The sequence below is a fragment of the Rhizobium sp. BR 317 genome (genome assembly GCF_047445835.1).
Taxonomy (GTDB): Bacteria; Pseudomonadota; Alphaproteobacteria; order Rhizobiales; family Rhizobiaceae; genus Rhizobium; species Rhizobium paranaense.
This window is the reverse complement of record NZ_JARWLB010000012.1, coordinates 72,773-99,165: the sequence shown is the minus strand read 5'-3', so window position 1 is coordinate 99,165 and position 26,393 is coordinate 72,773. Positions and strand designations below refer to the sequence as shown.

Below are 26,393 nucleotides of genomic sequence, written 5' to 3'. Positions count from 1 at the left end.
TATGATCGGAATTTCCGGTTTTGACGATTTTGCCGTAACTCTTGCCGGAATTGTCAGGTGACTTTGCCGCTTGCCTCGCGCTGATATGACGTCGCAAACCGGGCCGGGCAAGAACCTGCGCCTCGAGAGATGGGGAACGGAAATGAACATCAGGACTATTTTGAAGGCCGCGCTCATTGCCAGTGTCATGGCGCCGGTCGCGGCGCGTGCAGAGGTGATGTTGACTGCGTTGCCGGACGAATCGACCGCATGGGTCGAGAATTTCAATCCCTTCAACACCACGACCCGCGTGCCGTCGGTGGAAGATTTCATGTACGAGCCGCTGATCGTCTTCAACGCGCTCAAGGATGGCGAGCCGAACTATCGGCTGGCGGAATCCTTTACCTATTCGGACGATCTGAAAAGCGTCACCTTTAAGCTCAGGGATGCGAAATGGTCCGACGGCAAGCCGTTTACGGCGAAGGACGTCGCCTTCACCTTCAACCTGATTAAGGACCACAAGGCGCTCGACCTGCAGGCAATCTGGGATCAGATCGATGGCATCGAGGCGGTTGATGACCATACGGTCAAGATCAACTACAAAAAGGCCGACAGCGGTCTGATCTTCAAGATCGTGCAGGTCTATATCGTCCCGGAACATATCTGGGCCTCGGTCAAGGACCCCGTCACCTTCACCAATCCCCACCCGGTCGGCAGCGGCCCGCTCACTGAAATCCGCCGCTTCACGCCGCAGGAATATATCCAGTGCCGAAACCCCAATTATTGGGACAATGCGACGCTGAAGGTCGATTGCATGCGCTTCCCGCAGGTCGCAGGCAATGATCAGACGATCGCGCTTGCTGCAAAGGGCGAACTCGACTGGTTCGGCTCCTTCCTCCCGGACATTGAAAAGACCTATGTCGGTACGGACCCAAAAAACCATGGCTACTGGTTCCCGGCCGGTTCCATGGTGGCCTTCACCATGAATTTTGAAACGGCGAATGCCGGAAATCATGAGGCCTTTAACAATCTCGCCTTCCGCCGCGCCTTCTCCATGGCGATGGATCGTCAGGCGATGGTCGATATTGCCGGTTATGGTTATCCCACGCTCAACGAATATCCGTCCGGCCTCGGTCGCGCCTTCCACTCCTGGAACAATCCGAAGGTGGATGAGGAATATGGCGTCTATTCGAAATACAATATCGAGAGCGCCAAGGCCGAACTCGCCAAGGCCGGCTTCAAGGATATCGATGGCGACGGTTTCGTTGAAAATCCCGACGGCAGCAAGATCAGCTTCGACATCATCGTGCCGAATGGCTGGACGGACTGGGTCAACACTTGCCAGCTCGCGATCGAAGGATTGACCCAGATCGGTATCCAGGCAAAGCTTTCAACTCCGGACGTTCCCGGCTGGACCGATGCGCTGACCACCGGCAAATACGATGTCGCGATCAACTCGTTTCGCACCGGCGTCACACCTCATTTCATGTATGACGAAGCGCTCAATTCGCGCAACAAGGGCAAGACGCGCTTTGCTTCGGCCCATTACAGCAACCCCGAGCTTGATGCGCTTTTGAACTCCTTCTACACGACCAATGATCATGCGCAGCAGCTCCAGACCATGAACAAGATCGAGGAGTTCATCGGCGCGAACCTGCCCTTCGTGGCGGTCTACAACAATCCGCTTTGGTACGAATACAACACCAAGCGGTTCACCGGCTGGTTCAGCGCGGACAATCCGGTTGCTCGCCCGGTTGTCTACGATGGTGTGCCAGAGCGTCTCCTGCATCTTCTGGCACTGCGTCCGGTCGCACAATAGCTCCGGCGCGTCCGGTTCGATCCCTCTCCCCGGACCCGCTCCTTCGGTTCAGGCTTAAGGCCTGAACCGAACGGCGACGGTCACCCACCGCCGGAGACAAGCCGATGATGTTCATTCTGCGAAGACTGTTTTTTTATGTCGCCGCCTTTTTCACCGCGGCCACGATCAATTTTTTCATACCGCGGCTGATGCCGGGCAATCCGGTGGACGTGATGTTCGCCAAGATGAATTCCTCGCTGCCGCCGGAAGCCAAAACTGCCCTGATCGAAACCTTCGGTTTTGCTTCGGGACCGCTTTATCTGCAGTTTCTCGACTACATAAAAAGCGTCTTCACATGGAATCTGGGACCATCGATCAAATTCTATCCGTTGACGGTGGGCCAGGTACTCGGTCATGCGCTTCCCTGGACGATCATGCTCGCCGGCACGGCATCCGTCCTTGCCTTCCTATCGGGTTCGTTGCTTGGGGTGTCGGCGGCTTGGCGTCGCGGCGGCATCCTCGATACAATCGCTTCTCCCGGTGCGCTGGCGATCCAGTCCATTCCCGCGGTCGTCGTGGCTCTGACCGCGCTCTATGTCTTCGGCCTGATCCTGGCCTGGTTTCCAACCAGCTTCGCCTTCGATCCCCAGCTTGATCCGGGGCTGACGCCGAGCTTCCTCTCAAGCGCGCTTTACCACGCCGTCATGCCCGTCGTGTCGCTCGCCTTCGTCCACATTGGCGGCTATCTCGTCACCATGCGCAACAACATGATCGGCCAGCTTGGCGAGGATTATGTTGTCATGGGTCAGGCCAAGGGCCTTTCCGACCGTCGTGTGATGTTCAACTACGCAGCCCGCAATGCCCTGCTGCCAAGCGTGACGGCCTTTGCCATTACGCTTGGCGCCGTGATGGGCGGCTCGCTGGTGACCGAGGTGGTGTTCAATTACCCCGGTCTCGGTCATCTCCTCTATCTCGGCATCGTCGCTCGCGACTATCCACTGATACAGGGTCAGTTGCTGATCATGACGCTCGCCATGCTCTCGGCCAATCTGCTCGTCGACCTCATCTACGTCCTGCTTGACCCAAGACTGCGGAAGGCTTGACCCATGAAAAGGATGCTCCTTCCCATTCTCGGCAACCGCAAGGCGCTTATCGGCCTTGCCATCGTCATCCTCTATGTCGCCGTCGCCGTGCTTGCTCCCGTGCTGACCGGCCATGATCCGATCAAGCGGGTCGGCCGGCCGCACGAGGCGCCGTCGTTGGACCACATACTCGGCACCACCCGGATGGGGCGCGACGTCTTCACGCAGTTGATTTGGGGCACGCGCACATCGCTGTTCATCGGGCTTCTCGCGGGTTCGATCGTCACTGTGATCGGTGTGATCCTCGGCGTGACGGCCGGCTATTTTGGCGGCGTGATCGACGAAGCGATCAACTTCGTCACCAACATCGCCCTCGTCATTCCGCAATTGCCGCTGCTGCTCGTCATCGCCGCTTTCGTCGGCGAGGCAAGCCCGCTGGTCATCGCGCTCATCATCGGGCTGACCTCCTGGGCCTGGGGGGCACGCGTCACGCGGGCGCAGACGATGACGCTCCGGCAACGTGATTTCATCCTTGCCTCCGAACTGATCGGCGAGCCCAAATGGCGGATGATCGTCGTCGAACTGATGCCCAACCTGCTTTCGATCATCGGCTTCAACTTCATCGGCTCGGTCATCTATACGATCATCACCGAGGCGACACTGGAGTTTCTGGGCCTGGGCGATCCACTCGCCGTTTCCTGGGGCGCCATGCTTTACAATGCGCAGACCTCATCGGCGATGAGCGTCGGTGCCTGGTGGGAGGTGTTCGCACCGGCAACTGCGATCGCTGTTATCGGCATCGGCCTGTCGATGATCAATTTCGCCGTCGATGAAATCTCCAATCCGCGGTTGCGCACGCTCGGGACGGTCCACGCGGCCGCCCGGAAACAGCGTAAGCTCGACCGTGCTCGGACCGTGGTCCTGGAACAGGAGGCCTAAATTGAACCTCTCCTCCAATCTTGTGGAAGTGCGCGGGCTGCAGGTGGATTTCCTGACCGAGAACGGTCTCTTTACCGCCGTCAAAGGTGTGGATTTCGACATAAGGCGCGGCGAGGTGATGGGGCTGGCCGGCGAGAGCGGCTGCGGAAAATCGACCATAGCCTTCGCCCTGATGCGGCTGCATCGTCCGCCGGCGATCATTTCGAGGGGCGATATCCGGATCGACGGAACCGATGTGCTGGCGCTTTCCGCCCGCGCCTTGGAGCAATGGCGCTGGCGCAAGGCATCCATGGTGTTCCAAAGCGCCATGAGCTCGCTCAATCCGGTGCTGACGATCTTCGAACAGTTCCGGGATGTGTTGTCCCGGCATGACCGAATGGGACGGGACGCGGCGCGTGCGCGTGCCGAAACGCTGATGCAGCTCGTCTCCATTCCCTCCGATCGGCTCGACGACTATCCGCATCAATTGTCCGGCGGGATGCGCCAGCGCGTCGTGCTCGCCATCGCGCTCGCGCTCGAACCGCAGCTCGTGATCATGGATGAGCCCACGACTGCGCTTGACGTGGTCGTGCAACGGGAGATCCTGCAGGAAATCGTCACGCTCAAGKAAAAGCTCAACTTTTCCATCCTGTTCATCACCCACGATCTGGCGCTGATGGCACAATTTGCGGACCGGATTGCCATCATGCTGAAGGGTGAAATTGTCGAAACCGCGCCGGTCGCCGATATCGTTGCCGCACCCCGGCATGATTATACGCGGCGCTTGTGGGACGCGATGCCGCGGCTCGGTCACGCGATGGAGGCCGTCGTATGATGGGCGAAAATTTCCCGCCGCTGCTCGAACTGCAGAATGTCAGCAAGATCTTCACGCTGAAGCCTTTCTTCGGGCCGGAAAAGCGGGTCGAGGCGCTTCGAAACGTGACTTTGACATTGCAGGCGGGTCGGGCGCTGGCGATCGTCGGCGAATCCGGCTCCGKAAAATCGACCGTAGGGCKAGCCGTCGCCCGGCTCTTCCAGCCGACGTCGGGCAGCATCCTGTTTGCGGGCCGGGATATTGCCGGCCTTACAACCCATGCCGACCAGATGAGCTATCTCCGCATGGTGCAGATGGTGTTCCAGGATCCGTTCGCCGCGCTCAATCCGGCGCATAAGATCCGCCATCATCTCGTGCGGCCTCTCGTCCTGCATCGAGGCTTGAAAGGCGAGGCGTTGGAGGAGGCGACGCGCCGAACGCTCGTCGATGTCGAACTCGATCCGGACGTGACGCTCGATAAATATCCGCATGAGCTTTCGGGTGGGCAGCGCCAGCGCGTCAATCTCGCTCGCGCGCTTGCCGTCGATGCGAAGTTGATCGTCGCGGACGAGCCGACATCCATGCTCGATGTCTCGATCCGCCGCTCGGTGCTTGATCTCATGCGCCGGCTGAAGCTCGAGCGCGGCATCGGCTTCCTCTACATCACCCATGATATCGCGACGGCGCATTATATCGCCGAGGAGACGGCGGTGATGTTTGCCGGCCAGATCGTCGAATATGGTCCGTCCGCCAGCGTGATCCGCGATCCGCAGCATCCCTATACGCGGCTCCTGCTTTCGGCTGTGCCCGATCCGGCAGTCCGGATCACGAGCGGTCGTGACGAACGGGGACAGCCGTTCTCCATGCATGCCGAAACGGTGCGGAATTCGTCTCGCAGGCCGGTTGGGCAGTCGGTCGAAGTTGCCTCCGGCCATTTCGTCTACCATCATCCCGATATCAACCCTCCAACAGGAGACATTGCACAGCATGCCTGATCTTCTGGTCCGTCTTTACGACCTGCCTGCCCATGACAATGCGAAAGTGGCAGCCCATGGCATTGAGATACGCCGGGCGCTCACGCCGGAGCGCGGTCTGGTACTCGACTGGATCGAGACGCATTTCGGCTCGAAATGGGCAGCCGAAAGTGAAACAGGTTTCGGCAGCCATCCGATCATGACGTGGATTGCGGTCAGGAATGGCGAGATGTTGGGCTTTGCCTGCGGCGATGCCACTGCCAAAGGCTTCTTTGGGCCGACGGGGGTCGCTGAGGATCAGCGCGGCAAGGGGGTGGGCGAGGCGCTGTTGTTTGCCGTGCTCTACGGCCTTCGCGAAGCGGGCTATGCCTATGCCATCATCGGCGATCCAGGTCCGGTCGAATTTTACCGCAAACGCCTCGATGCACTCGAAATCCCCGGATCATCGCCCGGGCTCTATCGCGGCATGCTCCGCACGTCTTCCTGACAACCTATCGGGACATGACGCCTTAGGTTGGTCTTGCAGCGGCAACACCGAAGCTGCTGCGATATTTCGCAGGTGTCGTCGAAAAGCGCCCTTCGAACGCTTCATAAAAGCGCGACAGCGAACCGAAACCTGCTTCAAAGGCGACAGCGGCGACGGGCAGATCGCTGGAAATCAGCAGGGACTGGGCGGTATCGAGACGATGACGCGTTATCGCCTGGTTGATTGTAAGTCCTACCGCCTTTTTGAAAATCGACATCGCATAGTTCGGATGCAGCCCCGCGGCCAGTCCCACGTCTATTGCCGATATTTCGCCTAACGCCTTCTCGGCAATGAAGCGGAGCATTTTCTCAATCCTTGGCAACCGGTCGGGGTCCTGGTTGCGCGATATTTCGATGGCCGAGCTGCGTTCGCGCAGGTCTTGCCAGCCGTCGCGCGCAATCCGTCTAATGCGCGCAACGAGTTCGTCACGTACGATCTGCTCCAGCTCCGGGTCGCCGGACAACAGCTCTTCGCGCCATCTGAGAAAGACATCCCGATCAGGAGGCCTGGGGTTTAGCGCTTCTATAAGGCCGCCACGAAACACGGCGTCGCGGAACGAGCTCATGCTGTTGAAATTAACGAGAACGGACATCGGGACATAGAGACAGACGAAATTTGTCGGCTCGGTGACCTCCACGACCTGATGGGGGATCATGCCCCAGAACAGGCAGAGCTGTCCCTCGGAAATCTGCAGCCTGCGGCCATCGAACCAATAGGTGATGCGCCCGTCGAGAATATAGTTGAGCTCGACCTGGCTATGCATGTGAGGCCCGCTCATGCGCCGCACATCCAATCGTTCACCGGCACAAAAGCGATGGTCGCCAAACACGACGAGCGGGTGGCGGGTTGGGCCGTCATGAACTGGAACTGACTCATCTTCGAGCAGCATCGGGGCGTCCTTTAGCAAGTTTGCGATCTTAGAAAACCGGAAGTGATCTTCGCAATCGCGGTAGCGGTCTACGAATTTGGATGATGAATATCAATCGCCGTACATGGGAGTGACATGTGCGTAGGCGATATGGCGCAACGAGTCAGTGGAGGATTGTGTGCCCTTTTTTAAAAATTTCAGCTCGATTGCATTGAGCTACATGCTGATCTCGTCGGCAGCTTGTGCTGGAGAAATCGTTCTCAATTCCGATCAATCCGACCCAACGCCGAAGAAGGCAATGGAGCAACTGATCGCAAACTTCGAGGCGAAGAACCCCGACGTAAAGGTCAAGTGGAACGATTTTGATCACGAAGGCTACAAGTCCGCTATCCGCAACTTCCTGACTGCAGACGCTCCCGATGTCGTCGCCTGGTATGCCGGCAATCGCATGGAGCCTTTCGTCAAGGCGGGCCTCTTCCAGGACGTGAGCGATGTCTGGGCAACCAACGGTTTGAACGACCAGTTGAAGGCGGCTTCCGCCTCCATGACGATCGACGGCAAGAAGTGGGGTGTTCCCTATACCTACTATCAGTGGGGCATCTACTACCGCGCCGATATTTTCAAGGATAAGGGCATCGAGCCGCCGAAGACCTGGGACGAATTGGTGGCAGCTTGCGCCAAGCTGAAGGCCGCCGGCGTCACGCCGTTTGCCATCGGCAGCAAGGCACTCTGGCCGACCGCCGGCTGGTTCGACTATCTCGATCTGCGCCTGAACGGCTATCAGTTCCACATGGATCTGACGTCGGGCAAGGTGTCCTACACCGATCCGAAGGTCAAAGCCGTGTTCGCCAAGTGGGCGGAACTCGTGAAGCCCGGCTACTTCCTTGCAAACCATTCCGCGCTCGATTGGCAGGATGCGATTCCGCAATTCGTCCAGGGCAAGGCGGCCATGTACCTCATGGGCAATTTCGCAGTTGCTCCGATGAAGGATGGCGGACTGAAAGAAGATCAGATCGGCTTCCTGCCGTTCCCGGAAATCACGGCCGGATTGCCGTCTTCTGAAGAAGCGCCGTTGGACACGTTTCATATCCCGTCGGGCGCCAAGAACAAGGAAGACGCGAAGAAATTCCTTGCCTATGTGGCTTCTGCGGACGCGCAAACGACAATGAATGCCACTCTTGGCCAGTTGCCGGTCAACAACCAGTCGACCAAGCCGGACGACAAATTCCTGAAGGCAGGCTTCGAGATGCTGTCGAAGGCGCAGGCCCTCTCGCAGTTCTACGATCGTGATGCACCTGCCGACATGGCGAAGGCCGGCATGGAAGGCTTCCAGGAATTCATGGTCAAGCCCGACAAGATCGATGCGATCCTCGCGCGTCTCGATAAGGTGCGCGCTCGCGCATACAAATAGCATCCTCCCATGATGATAGGCTGCCGGACGTCCGTGACGTCCGGCAGAATTCTTACCAGCAGTTTGTACAGGAGCAGACGGTGGGCACGCCCAGTACCGCTCAACCAACGTTCTGGAAACGCAATCAGCAGGCTCTTGCCCCCTGGCTCTTTCTCGCGCCAGGCGTCCTGATGTTTCTGGTCTATGTGATTGTCCCCGTATTCCAATCGGTGTGGATCAGCTTTCACGACTGGGACGGCCTTGGGCCGAAAACCTGGATCGGTCTTGGAAACTATGTCGAGCTTTTCTCCGACGATGCCTTCTATACGTCGCTGGAGAACAACGTCATATGGCTTGTCCTCTATCTGCTCGCCGTTCCGGCCGGGTTGGCGGCAGCGCTGTTCTTGAACCAGACCGTGGCCGGCATCCGCCTCTACAAATCCCTCTTCTTCTTTCCCTTCGTCATCAGCCAGGTCGTCGTCGGCCTGATCTTTACGTGGTTCTACGCCCCGAACTTCGGCCTGCTTTCGGCGCTGCTGAACGCCTTGACGGGAACGCAGATCGCCGTCCTTGCCGATGAGCGCCTGGTGACCTACGGCATTATTGCTGCCGGCCTTTGGCCGCAGATAGCCTATTGCATGATCCTCTACCTGACGGGCCTGAACAACATCAATCCGGAGCAGATCGAAGCCGGGCGCATGGATGGCGCAAAAGGCTGGCATTTGTTCTGGAACATCGTCCTGCCGCAGCTTCGCCCGGCAACCTTCATCGCGGTGGTGGTGACGGTCATCGGCGCTCTACGGTCCTTCGACCTCGTCTCGGTCATGACCGCCGGCGGTCCCTACGGATCGAGCCGCGTTCTGTCCTATTACATGTATGAGCAGGCGCTTTCCGAATATGGTTTCCGCATGGGCTACGGCGCAGCGATTGCCGTCGTTCTCTTCCTGATCATGATGATCTTCATTGCCTTCTTCCTCATTCGCATGCTGAGGCAGGAAAGGAATTCCTGATGTTTCCGACACCTGTCCAGAAATCCGGGCCATGGGTTTCCATCGCCTATCAGATCATTCTGCCGATTACTCTCATCGTCTGGCTCCTGCCATTGATCGGCGTGGCGTTGACATCGATCCGCCCATCGGGGGATCTGGCTGCCGGCAACTATTTCGGCATCCCATCCGGTTTCGCCGGCGTCGAAAATTATACCGCCGTCTTCCGGAATTCACCCATCGGTCACTACATACTGAACTCGTTCAAGATCACCATCCCGACGGTGATCGGCGCAGTCGGGCTGTCCTGCCTCTGCGGCTTTGCCCTTGCGGTCTATCGCTTCAAGGGAAGCCTCGCGCTGTTCTTCATCTTCGTCGCGGGCAACTTCATTCCATTTCAGATCCTGATGGTTCCGGTTCGCGACCTGACCCTCAAGATGGGCCTATACGACACGGTAACCGGGCTCGTATTGTTTCATGTTGCGTTCCAGACGGGCTTCTGCACGCTCTTCATGCGCAACTTCATCAAGGGGCTGCCATTTCCCTTGATCGAGTCCGCACGCGTGGAGGGCGTCTCGGAATGGCGGATCTTCGTCCACGTCGTCCTGCCCTTGATGCGCCCGGCGATTGCGGCGCTGTCCGTGCTGATCTTCACTTTCGTCTGGAACGACTATTTCTGGGCGACAGTTCTCGTGCAGGGGCAGGCTGCCATGCCGGTTACTGCAGGACTTAACGCATTGAACGGACAGTGGGTCGCCGCATGGCATCTGGTGTCGGCAGGCTCGATCGTTGCCGCCATGCCGCCGGTCCTGATGTTCTTCTTCATGCAGAGGCACTTTATTGCAGGCCTCACTCTGGGAGCGACCAAAGGATGAGTAAGACTGTTGTCGTCACAGCGGGAGAGATTTCCCTAGCGCTCGGTCTGCCGGAACGCGGCATGCCCGAGATTCTTGGCTTCGGCCGGCGCGCGCGTGCGCCCGAATTCTGGCCCGACGTGCCGCGGTCGAGCCGCGTCAATGGCATGGATATCGATGTGCCTTCGAATGTCCTGCTGCCTGTTGGCGGTCTCGGCTTCTTCGGCTGGCCGGCAATCTCAGGCCATCGGGACGGACGTTCGTTCATTCTGGATTTCGGCAATTGGCAGTCCGAAGAGAGCGATACGGACGTCGTCCTGAAAGCCGAGGATGCTATCGCGGAAATCGGCCTCCAGATCCGCATCGAAGCAAGCCCGACCGGCGTGCTGTCGATTTCGACCTCCCTGACCAATAATGGCTCCGGCGACTACACCCTGGAGCGTTGCATGGCGGCAAGCTTTCTGATGCCGGCTGGCGCAGCGGAACTGACGAGCTTCACCGGCATGTGGGGCAGGGAATTCCAGACCCGCCGCTCGCCGCTTTCCAACGGGCTCTGGATGCAGGAAAGCCGGCGCGGACGCACCTCGCATGACCGTTTCCCTGTGGTTTTCCTCGACTGCGGCGACGAGCAAATGGGCTTTCATCTCGGCTGGAGCGGTAATCATCTGATCGCGATCGACACGCTCGACGACGGACGCCGGCTGGTGCATCTCGGCGAACTCTTCGAGCCGGGTGAAATGCGCCTTGCGCCGGGAGAAAGCTACGACAGCCCGACGGCCTTTGCAGGCCCCGACAGCCAGGCCTTCATCGCCTTTGTCCGGGAACGCGTGGTCGCATGGCCTGGCGGCGCGATGCGGCCGCGGCCGGTGACGCTTAACACCTGGGAAGGCAATTACTTCGATCATCGCATGGAGTCTCTCAAGGCCCAGGCGGATGCCGCGGCGGCGATCGGTATCGAGCGATTTGTGCTCGATGACGGATGGTTCGGCAAGCGCGACGACGATACGACCAGCCTTGGCGACTGGTTCATCGATGCGCGCAAATATCCTGACGGACTGAAGCCGCTTGTCGATCACGTGACGTCGCTCGGCATGGAATTCGGCCTCTGGTTCGAGCCAGAGAACGTCAACCCGGAATCGGAATTGTTCCACGCTCATCCCGATTGGGCCTTGCAGGTCAAGGGCCGTTCGCTTCTCCTGTCGAGAAACCAGCTTGTGCTGGATCTGACGCGGCCGGAAGTCAGCGACTATCTCTTCGAACGCATGGCGGCGGTGCTGTCTGCCCATGCGATCTCCTACATCAAATGGGACATGAACCGCGACCTGACCCATGCCGKCGGCGCCGMCGGCCGCGCGCTCATCGCGCGGCAGACGCGCGCCGTTTACGCGTTGATGGATCGGATCCGGCAGGCATTCCCGGCCGTCGAAATCGAAAGCTGCGCATCGGGTGGCGGGCGCATTGACTATGGCGTGCTCAAGCGTACTCACCGCGTCTGGACGTCCGATTGCACCGATGCCTTCGAGCGGCTGGAAATTCAGGATGGTGCCTCGCAGTTCGTGCCGCCGGAGATCCTCGGCGCGCATATTGCCGCTTCGCCGAACCATCAGACCGGCCGTAGGCTTAGCCTTTCCTTCCGCGCTCTTGTCGCGCTCGCCTATCATCTCGGTGTCGAGCTCAATCCGCTCACCCTGGAAGCGGAAGAGAAGCAGGAGCTCGAAGGCTGGATCGCGCTCCATAAGCGGCTGCGGCCGCTGCTGCATGCCGCCGGCAAGCAGTTTCGTCTACCGGCGCTCGACGGTCGTTATGTGTGGGGTGCTGCCGATGCCGAACGCATCCTGGCCTTCGTCGTTCAGGGGCAGCAGATGGTCGGCGAACAGCCGGCGCCCGTCAGCCTGCCGATTGATGGCGACGACAAGGGGCAGTGGCGGATAGCGGCAGTGCATCCCGCCGAGCCCGACTTCATCCGAATATCCGAAGGTCAACGGAAGCTTCTGAGCGGAGAACTGACGTTCAGCCTCGATACGCTCCGGCATGTTGCACTGCCACTGCCAATGCTCCGTCCCGAAAGCGGGCTCCTTCTCGAACTCGAACCCGTGATCAAAGGCTAAATTCCATGGGAAATGTAACGCTCAACCGCGTGACGAAGCAGTTCGGCGCCGCCAGCGTCATCAAGGGTGTCGATCTGACGATCGAGGCCGGCGAATTCTGCGTCTTCGTCGGGCCGTCCGGCTGTGGCAAATCCACGCTTCTGCGCATGATAGCCGGGCTGGAGGACATCTCCTCCGGCGCGCTTAAAATCGGCGGCAACGACATGACCAGAGTCGGCCCGGCGGAACGCGGGGTCGCCATGGTGTTCCAAAGCTATGCGCTCTATCCGCACATGACGGTGGCGGAGAATATCGGCTTCGGCCTGCGCATGACCGGTCATTCAAAAGACGAAGTCGCCCGCCGGACCAAGGCGGCTGCCGAGATGCTGCAACTGCAATCGATGCTGAGCCGGAAGCCTTCGCAGCTTTCGGGTGGTCAGCGTCAGCGCGTCGCCATCGGACGCGCCATCGTGCGCAATCCGCAAGTCTTCCTGTTCGACGAACCGCTCTCCAATCTCGATGCCTCGCTCAGAGTGCAGATGCGCACGGAGATCAGCAAGCTGCACCAGGATATCCGCACGACGATGATCTACGTCACCCACGATCAGGTTGAAGCCATGACGATGGCCGACAAGATCGTCGTGCTTCAGGGCGGGCTGGTCGAGCAAGTGGGATCGCCGCTGGAACTTTATCATCGGCCGAAAAATATCTTTGTCGCCGGCTTCATCGGTTCTCCGAAGATGAACTTCCTCAAGACCACCGCTACACCTGTTGCTGATGGCGCCAAAGTCGATCTGCCCGGCGGCCAGTCGATCACCCTGCCGGGCGCTTCGGTCAGGGAAGGCCAGTCGGTCACGCTCGGAATTCGTCCCGAGCATCTCGATCGGGGCGAGGGGAATGGTACTGCGCTTTCCGGCAAAGTCCGCCTTGCMGAATATCTGGGATCGGAGACAATGTTCTATCTCGCGCTTGCAGATGGTAGCGAGGTTGCGGTGAAGGCAGATGGTCTCGCGCAGGCCAAGCCCGGCGACGATCTTTCCATTCATGTCCGGGCCGCCGCCTGCCATCTGTTCGACGATGCCGGCAATGCCATCCTCAACGGAGATCTGACGAAATAATGCTTGGCGTTTGCTACTATCCGGAACATTGGCCCGAAAGCTGGTGGGAAAAAGACGCGCGCCGCATGCGGGCGCTTGGGATTTCCTATGTGCGCATCGGCGAATTCGCCTGGTCGCGCCTGGAGCCCGCGCGTGGTATGTTCGATTTTTCCTGGCTCGACCGGGCGATGGACACGCTAACGAAAGCCGGTCTGAAAATCGTCCTGGGGACGCCGACGGCCACGCCGCCGAAATGGCTGATGGACGAATATCCCGAAATCGCCCCGGTTGATGAGCAAGGCAAGGTGAGGGGCTTCGGCTCGCGCCGCCACTATACCTTCTCGTCGGACGTCTGGTGGAAGGAATCCGAACGCATCGTCGAAGCCGTCGCCAAGCGATATGGCGAGCACCCTGGCCTGGCCGGCTGGCAGACGGACAATGAGTATGGATGCCATGACACGAGCCTTTCCTGGGGCGTGGAGGACCTGAAGGCGTTTCGCCGCTGGCTGCGTCTTCGCTACCAGTCGACGCAGCAGTTGAACGAAGCCTGGGGCTCGGTGTTCTGGTCGATGGAAGTCCAGAGCTTCGACGATGTCGTGCTGCCCAACTTGACGGTGACTGAGCCCAATCCGGCCGTCAGGCTCGATTTCTGGCGCTTCCATTCCGACCAGATCGCCGCCTATGACCGGATGCAGTGCGATATCATCCGTCAGCATTCACCCGGCCGCTGGATCACCCATAACTTCATGGGTTTCGTCAATGATTTCGATCATTGGAAGGTTGGCGACAACCTCGATCTCGCCTCCTGGGATTCCTATCCGATCGGCTTTGTTGAGAAGTTCCCCTTCAGCGAAGAAGAGCGTGTGCGCTGGGCTGAGACATCGCATCCGGACATCGCCGCCTTCCATCACGATCTCTATCGCGGTGTCGGCAATGGTCGCTTCTGGATCATGGAGCAACAGCCGGGGCCGGTAAACTGGGCGCCCTGGAACCCGGTGCCGAAGCCGGGCATGGTGCGGCTGTGGACCTGGGAGGGTCTTGCCCATGGCGCCGAGGTGGTCAGCTATTTCCGCTGGCGCCAGGCTCCCTTCGCGCAGGAACAAATGCATGCAGGGCTCAATCTTCCGGGTCTCGACGAACTTTCGCCGGGAGGCTTGGAAGCTGAAACCGTCGGACGGGAAATTGCGGCGATCGGTGCCTTGCCGGAGGTTTCTCAGGCGCCTGTGGCCATCGTCTATGACTACGAAAGCTATTGGTCCGCGGTCATTCAGCCGCAGGGCAAGGATTTCCGCTACGAGGAGCTCGCCTTCCGCTGGTACGAGGCTGTCAGAAAGCTGGGGCTCGATGTCGATTTCGTTCGACCGGGCGCCAGCCTGAAGGGCTATCGGCTGGTTCTCGTCCCCTGCCTGATGCACGTTTCCGACCTGGCTCTTGCCGCATTCGAACAGGCGGATGGAGTCGTCCTCTTCGGCCCGCGGACAGGTTCGCGGGATCGCAATTTCAAAATCCCGGCCAACCTTCCGCCTGGACCTGTCGGTGATCTCGCCGGCATTCGGATCACACAGGTCGCTTCCTTACGACCGGGTCTCGGCGTTTCGCTGTCCGGCGCGATCCATGGCCAGGCGACACGATGGCGCGAATATATTGAGACCGCGGCGGACGCCAAGGTCGAGGCGACTTTCGAAGACGGCCTTCCGGCGCTGGTCTCCAAGGGACGATATCGCTATCTCGCCTGCTGGATCGAGGGACCTTCCCTCCGGGATCTGATGCAAGATCTTAGCAACGGTCTCGATCTGCAAACCGTTGCTCTGCCAGACTTCGTTCGTTATCGCAGTGCCGGCGAGCTAACATTCGCGTTCAATTATGGGCCTGATGCTTGGTCGATTCCTGAAACGCAGGAGTTTGTGATGGGCGGACAGCAAGTGCCCCCATTCTCGCTCTCGGCATGGAGAAAGGCGTCGGTCTGAACATCGAACGGGTGGTGCGCAGAAGCACATTCTGCGCACCCAATCGCCGTAGTMGCGCATCCTTGCCAAATTTTGCCATCGCGGCTATGTTTTTCGCATGAGCACGATGAACATTTCCCTGCCGGATCATCTCAAGAGCTTCGTTGATGAGCAGGTGGCAGGACGTGGATATGGGACGAGCAGCGAATATATCCGCGAACTGATCCGGCGAGATCAGGACCGTCTTATTTTGCGTGGGCTTTTGCTTGACGGGGCATCGTCTGTGCAGACTGATCCTGCCGACGGACGCTATTTCAACGATCTGCGCGATCGAGTGCGTGGTCATTCCAGTAAGTGACAAACAAAACCATCATCCCTCGGGAGCTGGCTCGCGGTGACGTCGAAGCGGCCGTGGACTACTACGCAAGCGAGGCTGGGACCAAGGTCGCCCTCGGCTTTATTGACGCTCTACAGGCCGCTTACGATCTCGTAGCGAGGCATCCGGAATTGGGATCGCTGCGTTATGGATACGAATTGGGATTGCCTGAACTGCGCAGCATTGCGCTAAAACGATATCCCTACATCGTCTTTTATCGCGACCAGGAAAATCACGTTGACGTGTGGCGCGTGCTTCATGACAAACGGGATATCCCGCAGTCGATGCAGGAACCCGAGAATCATTGATTTCCGGACAGATGCCGTCTGAAGCGTGGCGGTGAAAGCGTGCGTAGCTTACCCTGCCTCTGTCAGTCTTTCGTCCTTCGTACGGCAAAATTCGATCAACTGCTTCGAGGTCATTGGTCGTGCCAAAGCGTAACCTTGCAGCAAATGGCAGCCAAGATCCTTCAGGATCTTCGCATGCTCCATTGTCTCCACGCCCTCGGCAACGATGTCGATGTTCTGTGACCGGCCGATCTCGATGATCGAGGAGACCAGGCGGCGTTGAGATGGAGACGTGACAATCGGGTTGATAATTTCCCGATCGATCTTGAGCCGTCGTGGTTCGAATCTGAGTAGGCTGACGATACTGGCATGCCCGGTGCCGAAATCATCGATCTCGATTTCAATGCCAAGCTCTTTGACGGCTGGAATGATCTCGTTGAGAACAGGCTGGAGATCGTCGAAGGAGATTGTCTCGAGCAACTCGAAACACAGGCGGCCTTTTGCCAAGGGAAGCGCGGACAGTTCCGCAAGCAGGTTTGCCTCCGCCAGTCGACGCGCTGAAATATTCACGGAGACACGCGGGATGTGCATTCCCAGGCTGTCCCACCTTGTCAGCTCGAACAGGGCCTTTTGCAGGATGAGCCTATCCATGTCGCCGGAGCGCCCCAGATTTTCCGCGACGCCAAGAAATTTGTCCGGGGTGAGCAGGCCCTTTCGCGGGTGTTCCCAGCGGGCAAGTGTCTCGACGCCGGCGATATCCAAAGTGTTGGCGTTAAACTGCGGCTGGAAGAATGCAACGAGTTCATCGCGATCGAGCGCATGATTGAATTCGTTCGCCAATTCTTTCGAATGGATCGCGGCGCTGCGAAGCTCTTCGGTGAAAATGGCCGAGCGGCCGCGACCTGCCTTCTTCGCCTCGTATAGAGCCAGATCGGCATTTAGAAGCAATTGACCGAGTTCCCGCCCGCGCGCAGATGCAGTCTCCCAGGCGACGCCGACGCTGGCGCCGACCACACACTCCCAACCATCGATGAAGAGGGGCTGCTCGAGCGTATCGACGATCTGCTCAGCCAATTCGTTTGCTCTGTGCTCGGGATTGACGCTCCAGCTGGCGAAGATGAACTCATCTCCGCCGATCCGAGCCGCTGCGTCATGTGGACCGGTCAAATCGGCAAGGCGCGACGCCGTTGCCTGCAAGACCGCGTCGCCTCCAGCATGCCCCTTCGTGTCGTTGATCTCTTTGAAGCGATCCAGGTCGATATGAATGAGGATCAGACAATCTTCCGAACTGGGTCGCGGCGGTTGGGCGATCATCTGGTCAACAAATCGCCTGTTAGGAAGCCCCGTGAGGGCGTCATGCAGCGACAGATATTCCAGCCTTTGCCGTGCTCGAACGAGCTTTTTCTTGTGAAGGCGGAGCTTCTCAATGGTTTTCTGGCGCGATTTCGTCAGAAAGCCGACCCAGACCATCGGCGCAACGACGCATAATGCCAACAGGCTCGCATAAAGCTCAAAAATGGCTATGCCGTTATTTTGACCCCAACCGCCCTTGGGCAGGGCGACGAGGGTCCAACGGCCATACGTCATATCGACGGATGCCACCACCGGCTGCTTCGAAAACGTTCCGAGGTCGCCGAGAAAAACTTGTTTGGACAAGTTCGGCTGCGGCGTGGTGCTGACGGCAATCTCAAGGTCGCTCGATCCAAGACCGCTATCTTGGTAGAGCCTCGGTATGTCTATGATCCCGGAAAGAAGGCCCCAAAAAGTCTGGCTTTTTCCGTCATTGATATAAACCGGGCACCTGACCACGAAAGCAATTCCGCCTTGGACCAGCTCCACGGGGCCCGTCAAAACGATGTTGTGGGTGTTGCGCGCCAGCATCGCGCTATCCCGCTGCTTCTCGTTCGTTCGGTAGTCAAGTCCGATGGCCTTTTCGTTTCCTTTTTCCGGATAAACCCACTTGACCACCATGCCGGGCGCGGCGGCAAAGCTTCGCAGTTGTGAATCGGGCTGCAAGATTTCCGCGGCAAGTTTGGAAAAGGCGTTCTGGTCCATCGTCGGATTGACCGCGACACCGGCGGCCAAGCCTTGCAACAGCTTCACGTTGCTATTGATGTTCGTCTGAAGCCGCGACGATATGGTGGCAAGTTCGCCCGCAACAACCGAGCGCTCGTCGGCCAGCGATCGTTCCCGCTGCCAGTTCGTTGCAACACAGACGACGATGGCTGCAATAGTCGCTGCAAATATTGCCGGCGCAAATGCGCTGGCATGGCTTATTGCAGAACTCGCGAAGCCGCGTAATATTTTTGAATTTCTTCGAAACTTCATCAGGTTGCCGGTATAGAGAACAGGCCTGCATCCTGGCACAGTTTCTTTAAAGCAACGCTAAACCCATCAGCCAATCTACTATTGAAGAAAGCCGTCTATTCTTTCTGGATTGCGGCACTCAATGTCGCGAATTTTTGATATCAACGGCTCGTTATATTTGACGGGATTCGCCTTAATTATCTGAATTAACAACATAATTTTATGAGCGGCGATGTTCTGGTCGCAGCTCACAAGCTGCAATCCCGGTTCGATTGCGAAAGTGGATAAAAGCGGTCTTCTTCTGTAATTTTTGCTGTGACAACCGCCCGCCAGATCCGCTTATTGTCTCAGAATGCCGGTTTGGGTGGCTCGATGGTGGCAAAATCTGGGATGAAACATCCGAGCTTCATATAGATGCAGGCTTCGTGCGCTGCCACGATGAAAGCATCTCTTGCAAGCTCAGGCGTGGATTTGCCCTCGACTGCGGCGCTGCAGATCATCAACGCATCCTGATATGCCTGATCTTCTTCGGCGGGCCAGTTTACCAATAGGCAATCGAGTGCTTCCAAACTGCTCCGGATCGTTCGAAACTCGCCGATCCGGTGTAGCTCAAGGCTTACGGGCTCCTGCCATGTTCCACACGTCATCATGATCTACCTCTGACGCTGAAACGGAGCAAAGGGGATTTTTGTTCCTGAGAGAGGCTGCGTGACGGTCTTTCCGATCCTTGAAAGCTAATCGCGCTTTTCAAGATTGGGATGATGCCAGCATCCTGGACTGGCGGGCGCCGAGCAATAAGACCGCAGCGGCAAAGACAGCGACTGCCGAAGCGACGTGAAGTACAGTTCGAAAGCCATAGGCCTGTGCGATGATACCGACGGCCGGGCCGGCCAGTACGCCGCTGATCATCAACGTGTTCCAGTAAATCGCCGTGGCGCGCGCCGGACGGTCTTCGGCGTAGGACTGGACAAAACTGATGCCAAGGCTTGCATAGAGTCCGTAGTATAGCCCCTCCATTGCTGCACCCGCCAACATCTGCGGAAAAGTCTGGACCGAGGCCAGGAACTGAATGGCGATAACGGCTAGCAGCGTTGTCGCCAATAAGGGCTTCCGGAGTCCAAATCGGGCCATCAGAAGCGGCGTTGAAAAAATAGCGAAGACTTCCACAAAGGTTTTGACGGTGAAGGCTAATCCCGGCGCGTAGCCTGGCAGCCCAACTTCCTGCACGTAGAAAAGGGGCAAGGTCGAAAATGTCAGCGAGTGGGCGGACGATAGGCAGAACACAAATGTTGCGGCGAGCCAAAGACCGGGATTTACGCGACCGCCTTCGCGCTTTTCCAAAGCGCCTTCCTTGGGCTTGGCCTTGGCGTTCTGTGGCTTCACCCACCACCAAAGTACCAGCCAGACGAGCCCGAGTAGGAGGCCGCATCGGAAAACACCAACTTTGCCGATTTGATCTGCGATGACAAAGGATACCGCCGGCCCGACCATCCAGGCCGTGGAGGTTGTGGCGCGCATGAAGGCGTTTAGCCGGCTCCGTTCGATCTGGTGCTGCTCAGCCAAACCGCTGCCCAGGTTGAACATTGTCGATACCGCGCTCGTGCTGATTCCGAACCCGACCACGCCGAATGTCAGCACTGTCCAGAGAGCCGGAACGATTGACAAAGTGAGGTTCGCTAAGAGATAGCCGCCCAGGGCGACCCCGATCAGCGGAAAGGCACTTTTGCCGCGATCAATACGCTGAGCAAACTGACGATTGATAGCGATCGCCAAGCACGAGAGGGCTCCCGCATAGATGCTGATCGTCCATGGGGCCTGCTTCAGACCGTCAACGATGAAAAAGCCCATGAATGGCGCGATCATCGCATTGCAAACTGTTCCGACGAACAGAAGGAGCAGAAAGGGGAGGAGTGCACGTCTAGGGGGGCGGGACATAGGGACCGAATATGAAGCTCTTGGGATGTCACGCATCGCACGACTTACAGACCTGCGCAATCACAGGTGCAATCGGCTTTCACCGACTTCCACCATCTTGCCACTGCGAGACATTCTCACCGCCGGCCAGCCAAGTCTGTGAATGCTTTCGCCGAAGCTAAGCTGAAATCCGGCGGGCGACCGTCAGATGACTTTGCGGACTTCCTGCTCGAAACTGAGGACGTGATGTAGCGCGATCCGTTCAGCGGTTTCGGCATCTCCGCGACAGACGGCTTCAAGCATGAGTGTCTGCTCCTGCACGACCTTATCGAGCCCCGGCGCCAGTTCCGGAAATCGCCTCATGGCGACATGAAGAATCCGGAGGGAGAGATTGTGGTAATGATCGAGCGTGTCGAACAGATAGCGGTTCTTGGCGCTTCGATAGATAAAACGATGGATGCGCCGGTCTAGCGCGAGCAGGGCGTCAAGTTCCGTGGGCAGAGAAAGAGCCTTCAGCGCCTCGATCAGTTCGCCGGCTTCGCGGCGTTCCGGCTCACGCAAACGTTCCGCCGCCAAGCGCGTCGCCCAGGATTCGATCCGTGCTCTCGCCTCATAGATTGCGGTAAGGTCGCTGATATCGATCCTGCTGACAAAGGTACCCCGACGCGGATTGACGTCCACGAAGCCGTCACGCTGCAGCCGGAGCAGGGCCTCGCGCACGGGCGTACGGCCAACGTCCAGGCGGCGCATCACTTCGTTCTCACGCAGAACAGTACCCGGCGGCAAGTGTACCGTGATGATATCCTCCCGGAGCTGCAGATAGGTGCGCTCAGCCAGCGTCAACCCTGCTTCCGGGTCGTCGAGCATTTCTTCCGACACCCAATTGTCCATCACATCGTCTCCGTCCTGAGAGTGATCCGCTCCGATTGCTGAATCACTTGACAAGGGACTTCGATAATATACTCTGTAATATATTACAAAAATATTAGGAGGGTGAACCATGAATAGCAACGAAATTTCCTCATATCCCCCACTCAAACGTGGTGTGGCGGCAATCTTGGGCTTCGGGCTTGGGATGCTGGCTGCAACCGTGGTTGCGCAGGCCGAAGACTTTGAAACGCTGAAGCCAGGCGTGCTCCAGGTCGCGATCGAGCCCTACATGCCGTATACGGCGCTGAAGGAAGACAAGCTGGTCGGGCTCGACAGCGACATTATCGACGCGGTTGCCAAGAAGCTTKGCCTCAAAATCGAAACCACGGTGACTGACTTCCCCGGCATGCTCGCTGCGGTGCAGTCGCAGCGCGCCGACATCACGATCGGCGGCATCGCCTGGTCCGACGCTCGCCAAAAGGCGGGCCTGTTCACTGATCCTCCCTATTATTCTCCGCCCGCCATGGCCGTTCATGGCTCGACGTCTTATCCGGACGTCAAAAGCCTTGAAGGCAAGGCACTTGGCACTGTCACAGGATATGTCTGGGCCAAGTCGATAGCCGAAGTGCCGAAGGCCAATGCGCGCACTTATCCGACGGCCGACAGCGTGTTCGAGGATCTTTCATCGGGAAGGCTCGATGTCGGCTTTCTCGACCCCTTGCTGATCATCTATCAACAGCAGCAGCGGCCCGACATGAAGTTCCAGGTCGCATATCTCAATGCCCCAACTGCGGAGCAGGTCGCGGCGCATCCGGATTACAAATATTTCCAGCCGTATATGACCGGCTTCTACCTCCCCAAGCAGGCTCCGAAGCTCACAAAGGCGGTCTCGGATCAGATCGACGCAATGTACAAGGATGGTTCGCTTGCGGCCCTTGTGACGAAATGGGGAGGCGATCCGAAGCAATTCCTGGTTCCGTCGCCGGATATGGCCGCGCAGCGTCGTGGTGTCGACCGCTCGCAGACTTGGTCGCCGCCGTCAATTGCTGACTGACTACCGGGAGGACGACATGAACCTTTGGCAACCTCTTGCTGAAATGTTTCAAGTTCCCTGGGGCGAATATGCGGCCAATCTGGGCGAGGGTCTTTTACGGACCCTTGCCTATACGCTAGCGAGCTTCATCGGTGCTGCAGCCCTGGGTCTTCTGCTTGCCTTGATGCGCCTCAATCGGCTGCGCGCCGTACGCCTGCCTGCGGTCATCTACACGGAAGTCTTCAAGAACGTACCGCTGCTGGCCATTATCTTCGTCACGTATTTTGGCTTGCCCTCGGTCGGCATAAGATTCAGCGTGTTCGTCGCTGGCGTCTTGAGCCTGGTGCTGTTCTATGCGGCCTATCTGTCGGAGATCTTTCGTGCAGCGATTGCCGGCATCCACCCTGGCCAAAACGAGGCGGCGCATGCATTGGGTCTCGGACGCGCGACCACTTTCGGTCATGTGATCCTGCCCCAAGCGCTTCGCCTCGCGCTGCCGGGTACCAATACGATGTTTGTGGATCTGCTCAAGTCGACATCGCTGCTGGTGACCATCTCGGCGGCGGAGCTGATGACAAGGGCGCAATTGATTGCCTCGGAGACGTTTCGTTCACTCGAAGTCTATCTGGTGATCGCCGCAATCTATTTTGCCGTCTGCTACCCCCTTTCGCAAAGCCTGCTCTGGCTTGAGCGCACTATTCACGCAGGCGTTCCCTTGTCGCTTGGTCGCCGGCGAAGGCTCCGGCTGGCGCAGGCTTTGATCMAAAACGGGGGCTAGGCGAATGGCACATATGACAGTCGAAACTGCTGGCATCGCGGCTCCTTCCGACAATGCTGCGGCAATCAAGATCAGGGGTCTTCGGAAATCGTTCGATGGAAGACTGGTGCTCGATGGCATCGATCTCGACGTTCCGCGCGGCCGCATCATCAGCATCATCGGTCAAAGCGGGGGCGGCAAGACGACCCTCATGCGTTGCGTGAATCTGCTTGAACAGCCCGACGACGGCTCTATCGAAATAAATGGCGAGGCGATCTTTGTAAAAGGTGCGGTGACTTGCAAAGACCTTGCCAGATTGCGCCAGCGCGTCGGCATGGTGTTCCAGCGCTTCAACCTATTCCCGCATCTGACCGCTGTGGAGAATGTGGTTCTCGCCCAGATGCACGCGGCGGCTGTCGGGGAGCGGGAGGCTGTCGAGCGTGCGGTGCGATTGCTGACGCGGGTCGGGCTCGTACACCGGGCAATGGCCTACCCGGAGCGCATGTCCGGGGGTGAGCAGCAGCGTGTCGCCATCGCGCGTGCTCTTGCGCTCTCGCCGACCGTACTCCTGTTCGACGAGCCGACATCTGCGCTTGACCCGGAATCGACCGGCGAAGTGCTGCGTGTGATGCGTGAACTCGCAAACGACGGGATGACGATKATCATCGTCACGCACGAGCTGCCATTTGCCCGGGAAGTATCGGACTGGGTCGTCTTCATCGATGGCGGCCGGATCATTGAACAGGGACCGGCAGCGGATGTACTCGACAACCCTCGGGAACCTCGAACCGCTGCCTATGTCGCGCGATACGCAAAACCGGCCTGACCGCAGGGCACGTCAGCGCACCCACCTGGATCTTGGGTGCGCTACCGATCGGTTCCTCTAAAGACTCATGGATGAGATGAATAGGATTTCGACAGATATCGCCGTCGTTGGCGGTGGCGTCATTGGCTTGGCCATCGCACTTCGGCTTCGCGCCGACGGACGTGAAGTCATGATCATAGAGCCGAACGAACCGGGCTCCGGCGCTTCTTACGGGAACGCCGGGACGGTAGCGAACTACGCGGTCATACCGGTCGGGACGCCATCCGTTCTTCGAAACTTTCTGTCGCTGCTGCTTAATCCGAACAGTCCTCTGGCGATCCGCACATCCGCATTGCCGACCTTGTTTCCTTGGCTGGCGCGGTTTGCCTACGAATCTCTGCCACATCGCTATAGGGAAAATGCCGGCCAGATCGCCGAACTCGTCTCGGACGCGTCGTCAGCCTGGACCGAATTCGCCGCCGAGATAGGCGCATCGAATTTCCTGTCGGCAAAGGGTTGTCTTTACCTTTATCACACGCGCAAGGCGTTCCAGGCAGCCTGCGCGGACATAGAGCTGCGTCGCAGCTATGGCGTTTCGCAAGAGCTTCTCTCGGCCAGCGAAGTACTTGGGCTTGAGCCGCGGCTTCCAGGGTTCGAAGGCGGCGGCCTCTTCTTTCCCAAAGCCATCAACCTTAGCGATCCGGGCGAAGTGATGCGCCTTCTGTCTGCGGCGGTGAAACGGGTTGGCGTCGAATTCGTCCAAACCTCTGTGACCGGCATGTCACGCAAGCAGAATGGCCTGCGTATCGCGGCGTCGCCATACGAAGTGCATGCCCATACCGTGGTTATCGCCGCTGGCGCCCATTCACGCAAACTGGCTGCGGAGATTGGCGATCCCGTGCAGCTCGATACCGAGCGCGGCTACCATGTCGAATACGACATGCCGGAACCACCCATCGAGCGGCCGGTTTGCCCGACAGCACATGGCTTTTATTTCTGTCCGTTGCGAGGACGGCTGCGTGTTGCCGGTCTGGTGGAACTCGGCGGCCTTACCGCTCCGGAGAACCCGCAACTCTTGCAAGCTCTGGCGCGGAATGCTMGCCGCTTCTTTCCCGAACTCGGTGCGCCAAGTCGTACATGGCTTGGCTTTCGCCCTTCGATGCCCAATTCCGTGCCGGTTATCAGGCCATCGAAAGGCGGCAAGGACGTTATTCTTGCCTTCGGGCATGGGCATATAGGGTTGACCCTGGCCCCCCGCACCGCCCGGTTGGTTAGCGCGATACTGACGAGCAAAGGCACATAAGCGTCCAGCGACCAACGCCCGTCATTCTGCTGCCACCTTGGACTGGCGCGACAAGATGCGATAGGCGGCTCCGGGGTGCGGAGCAACCAGCCGCGGCCCCGCTTGTCCAAGCTTTTCGCGCAGCGTGCCCTGCCGGTACTCGGTCTTGTAGACGCCGCGCTTCTGCAGCTCGGGCACCAGCAAATCGACGGCATCCTCGAAACTTTCTGGCGTCACCGCATAGGCGAGGTTGAAGCCGTCGACATCGGTATCCTCGATCCATTCCTGCATCAGGTCGGCGACGGTCTGCGGCGAGCCGACAAAGACCGGTCCGAAACCGCCAACGCCCACCCAGTCCGCCATTTCGCGCACCGTCCATTCCTTGGTCGGATCGATGGTGGTGAAAGTCTCGACGGCCGATTGCACCGCATTGGTATGACGGTGCCGCAGCACCCCGTCCGGTCCGAACTGGCCGAAATCGATACCGGTCCAGCCGGAGATCAGCGTCAACGCACCTTCGAAGGATGCATATTTGCGGTATTCGTTGAACTTCCGCTGCGCCTCGGCATCCGTCTCGCCGAGAACCACGGTTTGCAGGTTAAAGGCAAGGATGTCGCGGGGATTGCGGCCGGCGCGTTCGGCCGCCTCGCGGACATTGGCAACATAGCGTTTCAGCACGGGTTTCGACGGGGAGGCGACGAAGATGCATTCCGCATGGGCGCCGGCGAAATCCTTGCCGCGGCTTGAGGCCCCGGCCTGGTAGAGAACCGGCGTGCGCTGCGGCGAGGGCTCGCTCAGGTGAATGCCGGGAACCGTGAAGTATTTGCCGGAATGGCTGATCGGATGGACTTTTTCCGGATGGGTGAAGATGCCCTTTTCGCGATCGCGAACGACCGCATCGTCCTCCCAGCTTCCTTCCCAGAGTTTGTAGCAGATCTGGAGATATTCGTCGGCGAGATCATAGCGGTCATCATGGTTGGTCTGTGCCGGCTGGCCGATATTGAGTGCGCCGCTGTTCAGATAGGAGGTAACGATATTCCAGCCGACGCGACCCTTTGTCAGATGGTCGAGCGTGGAGATACGCCGGGCAAAGGTATAGGGATGCTCGAAGGAGAGCGAGGCCGTCAGCCCGAAGCCGAGATGTTCGGTCTCATAGGCCATGGTCGGAATAAGCTGCAGGGGATCGTTGACGGGCACTTGCGCCGAATGGCGCAGGGCTGCATCGACATTGCCGTTCAAGACATCATAGACGCCGAGCACGTCGGCGATGAAGAGACCGTCAAACTTGCCGCGCTCCAGCGTCTTTGCCAGATGCACCCAGTAATCCAGGCCCTTGTAGGTCCAGGACTTATCACGCGGATGCCGCCACAGCCCCGGCGACTGGTGTCCGACGCAATTCATGTCGAAGGCATTGAGCCTGATTTCACGGGTCATGTCATTCTT

General features: G+C 58.6%; 24 protein-coding genes. 18 read left to right on the top strand and 6 right to left on the bottom strand.

Annotated features, from left to right (window positions below; genetic code table 11):
* Nucleotides 1-142 precede the first annotated feature (142 nt).
* From QD357_RS19645 to QD357_RS19620, 6 genes are all read left to right on the top strand, one after another.
* Complete coding sequence (locus QD357_RS19645) at nt 143-1,798, top strand: ABC transporter substrate-binding protein (RefSeq protein WP_414124836.1); 1,656 nt, start codon at nt 143-145, stop codon at nt 1,796-1,798.
* 104 nt (nt 1,799-1,902) lie between these two features.
* Nucleotides 1,903-2,880, top strand: a complete 978-nt coding sequence (locus QD357_RS19640; RefSeq protein WP_414124835.1) for an ABC transporter permease — start codon at nt 1,903-1,905, stop codon at nt 2,878-2,880.
* A gap of 3 nt (nt 2,881-2,883) precedes the next feature.
* On the top strand, nt 2,884-3,798 hold the full coding sequence (locus tag QD357_RS19635; protein ID WP_414124834.1) for an ABC transporter permease: 915 nt from the start codon (nt 2,884-2,886) through the stop codon (nt 3,796-3,798).
* 1 nt (nt 3,799) lies between these two features.
* Complete coding sequence (locus QD357_RS19630; RefSeq protein ID WP_414124833.1) at nt 3,800-4,612, top strand: ABC transporter ATP-binding protein; 813 nt, start codon at nt 3,800-3,802, stop codon at nt 4,610-4,612.
* Nucleotides 4,609-5,586 carry an ABC transporter ATP-binding protein gene (locus QD357_RS19625; protein ID WP_414124832.1) on the top strand — a complete coding sequence of 326 codons (978 nt, stop codon included), beginning with the start codon at nt 4,609-4,611 and terminating at the stop codon, nt 5,584-5,586. The genes QD357_RS19630 and QD357_RS19625 overlap by 4 nt, the downstream gene beginning before the upstream one ends.
* Nucleotides 5,579-6,052, top strand: coding sequence for a GNAT family N-acetyltransferase (locus QD357_RS19620; RefSeq protein WP_183938781.1), 474 nt, complete (start codon nt 5,579-5,581; stop codon nt 6,050-6,052). The genes QD357_RS19625 and QD357_RS19620 overlap by 8 nt, the downstream gene beginning before the upstream one ends.
* A gap of 22 nt (nt 6,053-6,074) precedes the next feature.
* On the opposite strand, the gene QD357_RS19615 is transcribed toward QD357_RS19620, so the two are convergent.
* Nucleotides 6,075-6,869 (bottom strand): helix-turn-helix domain-containing protein, encoded by a 795-nt coding sequence (locus tag QD357_RS19615; RefSeq protein ID WP_414124831.1) that lies wholly within the window; start codon nt 6,867-6,869, stop codon nt 6,075-6,077.
* Between the two features lie 310 nt (nt 6,870-7,179).
* Between QD357_RS19615 and QD357_RS19610 the strand changes: the two genes are divergently transcribed.
* The 8 genes from QD357_RS19610 (at nt 7,180) to QD357_RS19575 (ending at nt 16,003) form a co-directional block, all read left to right on the top strand.
* Nucleotides 7,180-8,370, top strand: a complete 1,191-nt coding sequence (locus QD357_RS19610) for an ABC transporter substrate-binding protein (RefSeq protein WP_414124885.1) — start codon at nt 7,180-7,182, stop codon at nt 8,368-8,370.
* Between the two features lie 80 nt (nt 8,371-8,450).
* Nucleotides 8,451-9,359 (top strand): ABC transporter permease subunit, encoded by a 909-nt coding sequence (locus QD357_RS19605; RefSeq protein ID WP_183938784.1) that lies wholly within the window; start codon nt 8,451-8,453, stop codon nt 9,357-9,359.
* Nucleotides 9,359-10,210, top strand: coding sequence for a carbohydrate ABC transporter permease (locus tag QD357_RS19600; protein WP_414124829.1), 852 nt, complete (start codon nt 9,359-9,361; stop codon nt 10,208-10,210). The genes QD357_RS19605 and QD357_RS19600 overlap by 1 nt, the downstream gene beginning before the upstream one ends.
* Nucleotides 10,207-12,297: an alpha-galactosidase gene (locus QD357_RS19595; RefSeq protein ID WP_414124828.1), complete on the top strand. Its 2,091-nt coding sequence runs from the start codon at nt 10,207-10,209 to the stop codon at nt 12,295-12,297. The genes QD357_RS19600 and QD357_RS19595 overlap by 4 nt, the downstream gene beginning before the upstream one ends.
* Nucleotides 12,298-12,302: 5 nt before the next feature.
* Nucleotides 12,303-13,394, top strand: a complete 1,092-nt coding sequence (locus QD357_RS19590) for an ABC transporter ATP-binding protein (protein WP_414124827.1) — start codon at nt 12,303-12,305, stop codon at nt 13,392-13,394.
* Complete coding sequence (locus QD357_RS19585; protein ID WP_414124826.1) at nt 13,394-15,340, top strand: beta-galactosidase; 1,947 nt, start codon at nt 13,394-13,396, stop codon at nt 15,338-15,340. Before QD357_RS19590 ends, QD357_RS19585 begins: the two co-directional genes overlap by 1 nt.
* Nucleotides 15,341-15,437: 97 nt before the next feature.
* A complete protein-coding gene (locus QD357_RS19580; RefSeq protein ID WP_183938789.1) occupies nt 15,438-15,677 on the top strand; it encodes a type II toxin-antitoxin system ParD family antitoxin in 240 nt (79 codons plus the stop codon).
* Entirely contained in the window at nt 15,674-16,003 is a 330-nt protein-coding gene (locus QD357_RS19575; RefSeq protein ID WP_183938790.1) for a type II toxin-antitoxin system RelE/ParE family toxin, read from the top strand. The genes QD357_RS19580 and QD357_RS19575 overlap by 4 nt, the downstream gene beginning before the upstream one ends.
* Nucleotides 16,004-16,051: 48 nt before the next feature.
* On the opposite strand, the gene QD357_RS19570 is transcribed toward QD357_RS19575, so the two are convergent.
* From QD357_RS19570 to QD357_RS19555, 4 genes are all read right to left on the bottom strand, one after another.
* The gene (locus QD357_RS19570; protein WP_414124825.1) at nt 16,052-18,310 is read right to left on the bottom strand and encodes an EAL domain-containing protein; all 2,259 of its coding nucleotides are present in this window, start codon (nt 18,308-18,310) and stop codon (nt 16,052-16,054) included.
* Between the two features lie 326 nt (nt 18,311-18,636).
* Nucleotides 18,637-18,936 carry a DUF982 domain-containing protein gene (locus tag QD357_RS19565; protein ID WP_281397205.1) on the bottom strand — a complete coding sequence of 100 codons (300 nt, stop codon included), beginning with the start codon at nt 18,934-18,936 and terminating at the stop codon, nt 18,637-18,639.
* 100 nt (nt 18,937-19,036) lie between these two features.
* Entirely contained in the window at nt 19,037-20,152 is a 1,116-nt protein-coding gene (locus QD357_RS19560; protein WP_414124824.1) for an MFS transporter, read from the bottom strand.
* 255 nt (nt 20,153-20,407) lie between these two features.
* Nucleotides 20,408-21,094, bottom strand: a complete 687-nt coding sequence (locus QD357_RS19555) for a GntR family transcriptional regulator (RefSeq protein WP_183938794.1) — start codon at nt 21,092-21,094, stop codon at nt 20,408-20,410.
* A gap of 109 nt (nt 21,095-21,203) precedes the next feature.
* Between QD357_RS19555 and QD357_RS19550 the strand changes: the two genes are divergently transcribed.
* The 4 genes from QD357_RS19550 (at nt 21,204) to QD357_RS19535 (ending at nt 24,971) form a co-directional block, all read left to right on the top strand.
* Nucleotides 21,204-22,127, top strand: a complete 924-nt coding sequence (locus QD357_RS19550; RefSeq protein ID WP_414124823.1) for a substrate-binding periplasmic protein — start codon at nt 21,204-21,206, stop codon at nt 22,125-22,127.
* A gap of 16 nt (nt 22,128-22,143) precedes the next feature.
* Nucleotides 22,144-22,884, top strand: a complete 741-nt coding sequence (locus QD357_RS19545) for an amino acid ABC transporter permease (protein ID WP_414124822.1) — start codon at nt 22,144-22,146, stop codon at nt 22,882-22,884.
* A gap of 13 nt (nt 22,885-22,897) precedes the next feature.
* Nucleotides 22,898-23,689, top strand: coding sequence for an amino acid ABC transporter ATP-binding protein (locus QD357_RS19540; protein WP_414124884.1), 792 nt, complete (start codon nt 22,898-22,900; stop codon nt 23,687-23,689).
* Nucleotides 23,690-23,765: 76 nt separating this feature from the next.
* Nucleotides 23,766-24,971 (top strand): NAD(P)/FAD-dependent oxidoreductase, encoded by a 1,206-nt coding sequence (locus QD357_RS19535; protein ID WP_414124821.1) that lies wholly within the window; start codon nt 23,766-23,768, stop codon nt 24,969-24,971.
* 21 nt (nt 24,972-24,992) lie between these two features.
* Here the strand turns inward: QD357_RS19535 and QD357_RS19530 are convergent, their stop codons facing one another.
* Nucleotides 24,993-26,384: an LLM class flavin-dependent oxidoreductase gene (locus QD357_RS19530; protein ID WP_183938799.1), complete on the bottom strand. Its 1,392-nt coding sequence runs from the start codon at nt 26,382-26,384 to the stop codon at nt 24,993-24,995.
* Nucleotides 26,385-26,393: the final 9 nt, after the last annotated feature.

What these genes read in the sequence shown, in the direction of transcription:
- QD357_RS19645 (WP_414124836.1), top strand. Translation starts at nt 143, where the DNA reads ATGAACATCAGGACTATTTTGAAGGCCGCGCTCATTGCCAGTGTCATG.
- QD357_RS19640 (WP_414124835.1), top strand. Translation starts at nt 1,903, where the DNA reads ATGATGTTCATTCTGCGAAGACTGTTTTTTTATGTCGCCGCCTTTTTC.
- QD357_RS19635 (WP_414124834.1), top strand. Translation starts at nt 2,884, where the DNA reads ATGAAAAGGATGCTCCTTCCCATTCTCGGCAACCGCAAGGCGCTTATC.
- QD357_RS19620 (WP_183938781.1), top strand. Translation starts at nt 5,579, where the DNA reads ATGCCTGATCTTCTGGTCCGTCTTTACGACCTGCCTGCCCATGACAAT.
- QD357_RS19615 (WP_414124831.1), bottom strand. Translation starts at nt 6,869, where the DNA reads ATGAGCGGGCCTCACATGCATAGCCAGGTCGAGCTCAACTATATTCTC.
- QD357_RS19610 (WP_414124885.1), top strand. Translation starts at nt 7,180, where the DNA reads ATGCTGATCTCGTCGGCAGCTTGTGCTGGAGAAATCGTTCTCAATTCC.
- QD357_RS19600 (WP_414124829.1), top strand. Translation starts at nt 9,359, where the DNA reads ATGTTTCCGACACCTGTCCAGAAATCCGGGCCATGGGTTTCCATCGCC.
- QD357_RS19585 (WP_414124826.1), top strand. Translation starts at nt 13,394, where the DNA reads ATGCTTGGCGTTTGCTACTATCCGGAACATTGGCCCGAAAGCTGGTGG.
- QD357_RS19580 (WP_183938789.1), top strand. Translation starts at nt 15,438, where the DNA reads ATGAGCACGATGAACATTTCCCTGCCGGATCATCTCAAGAGCTTCGTT.
- QD357_RS19570 (WP_414124825.1), bottom strand. Translation starts at nt 18,310, where the DNA reads ATGAAGTTTCGAAGAAATTCAAAAATATTACGCGGCTTCGCGAGTTCT.
- QD357_RS19565 (WP_281397205.1), bottom strand. Translation starts at nt 18,936, where the DNA reads ATGACGTGTGGAACATGGCAGGAGCCCGTAAGCCTTGAGCTACACCGG.
- QD357_RS19560 (WP_414124824.1), bottom strand. Translation starts at nt 20,152, where the DNA reads ATGATCGCGCCATTCATGGGCTTTTTCATCGTTGACGGTCTGAAGCAG.
- QD357_RS19555 (WP_183938794.1), bottom strand. Translation starts at nt 21,094, where the DNA reads ATGGACAATTGGGTGTCGGAAGAAATGCTCGACGACCCGGAAGCAGGG.
- QD357_RS19530 (WP_183938799.1), bottom strand. Translation starts at nt 26,384, where the DNA reads ATGACCCGTGAAATCAGGCTCAATGCCTTCGACATGAATTGCGTCGGA.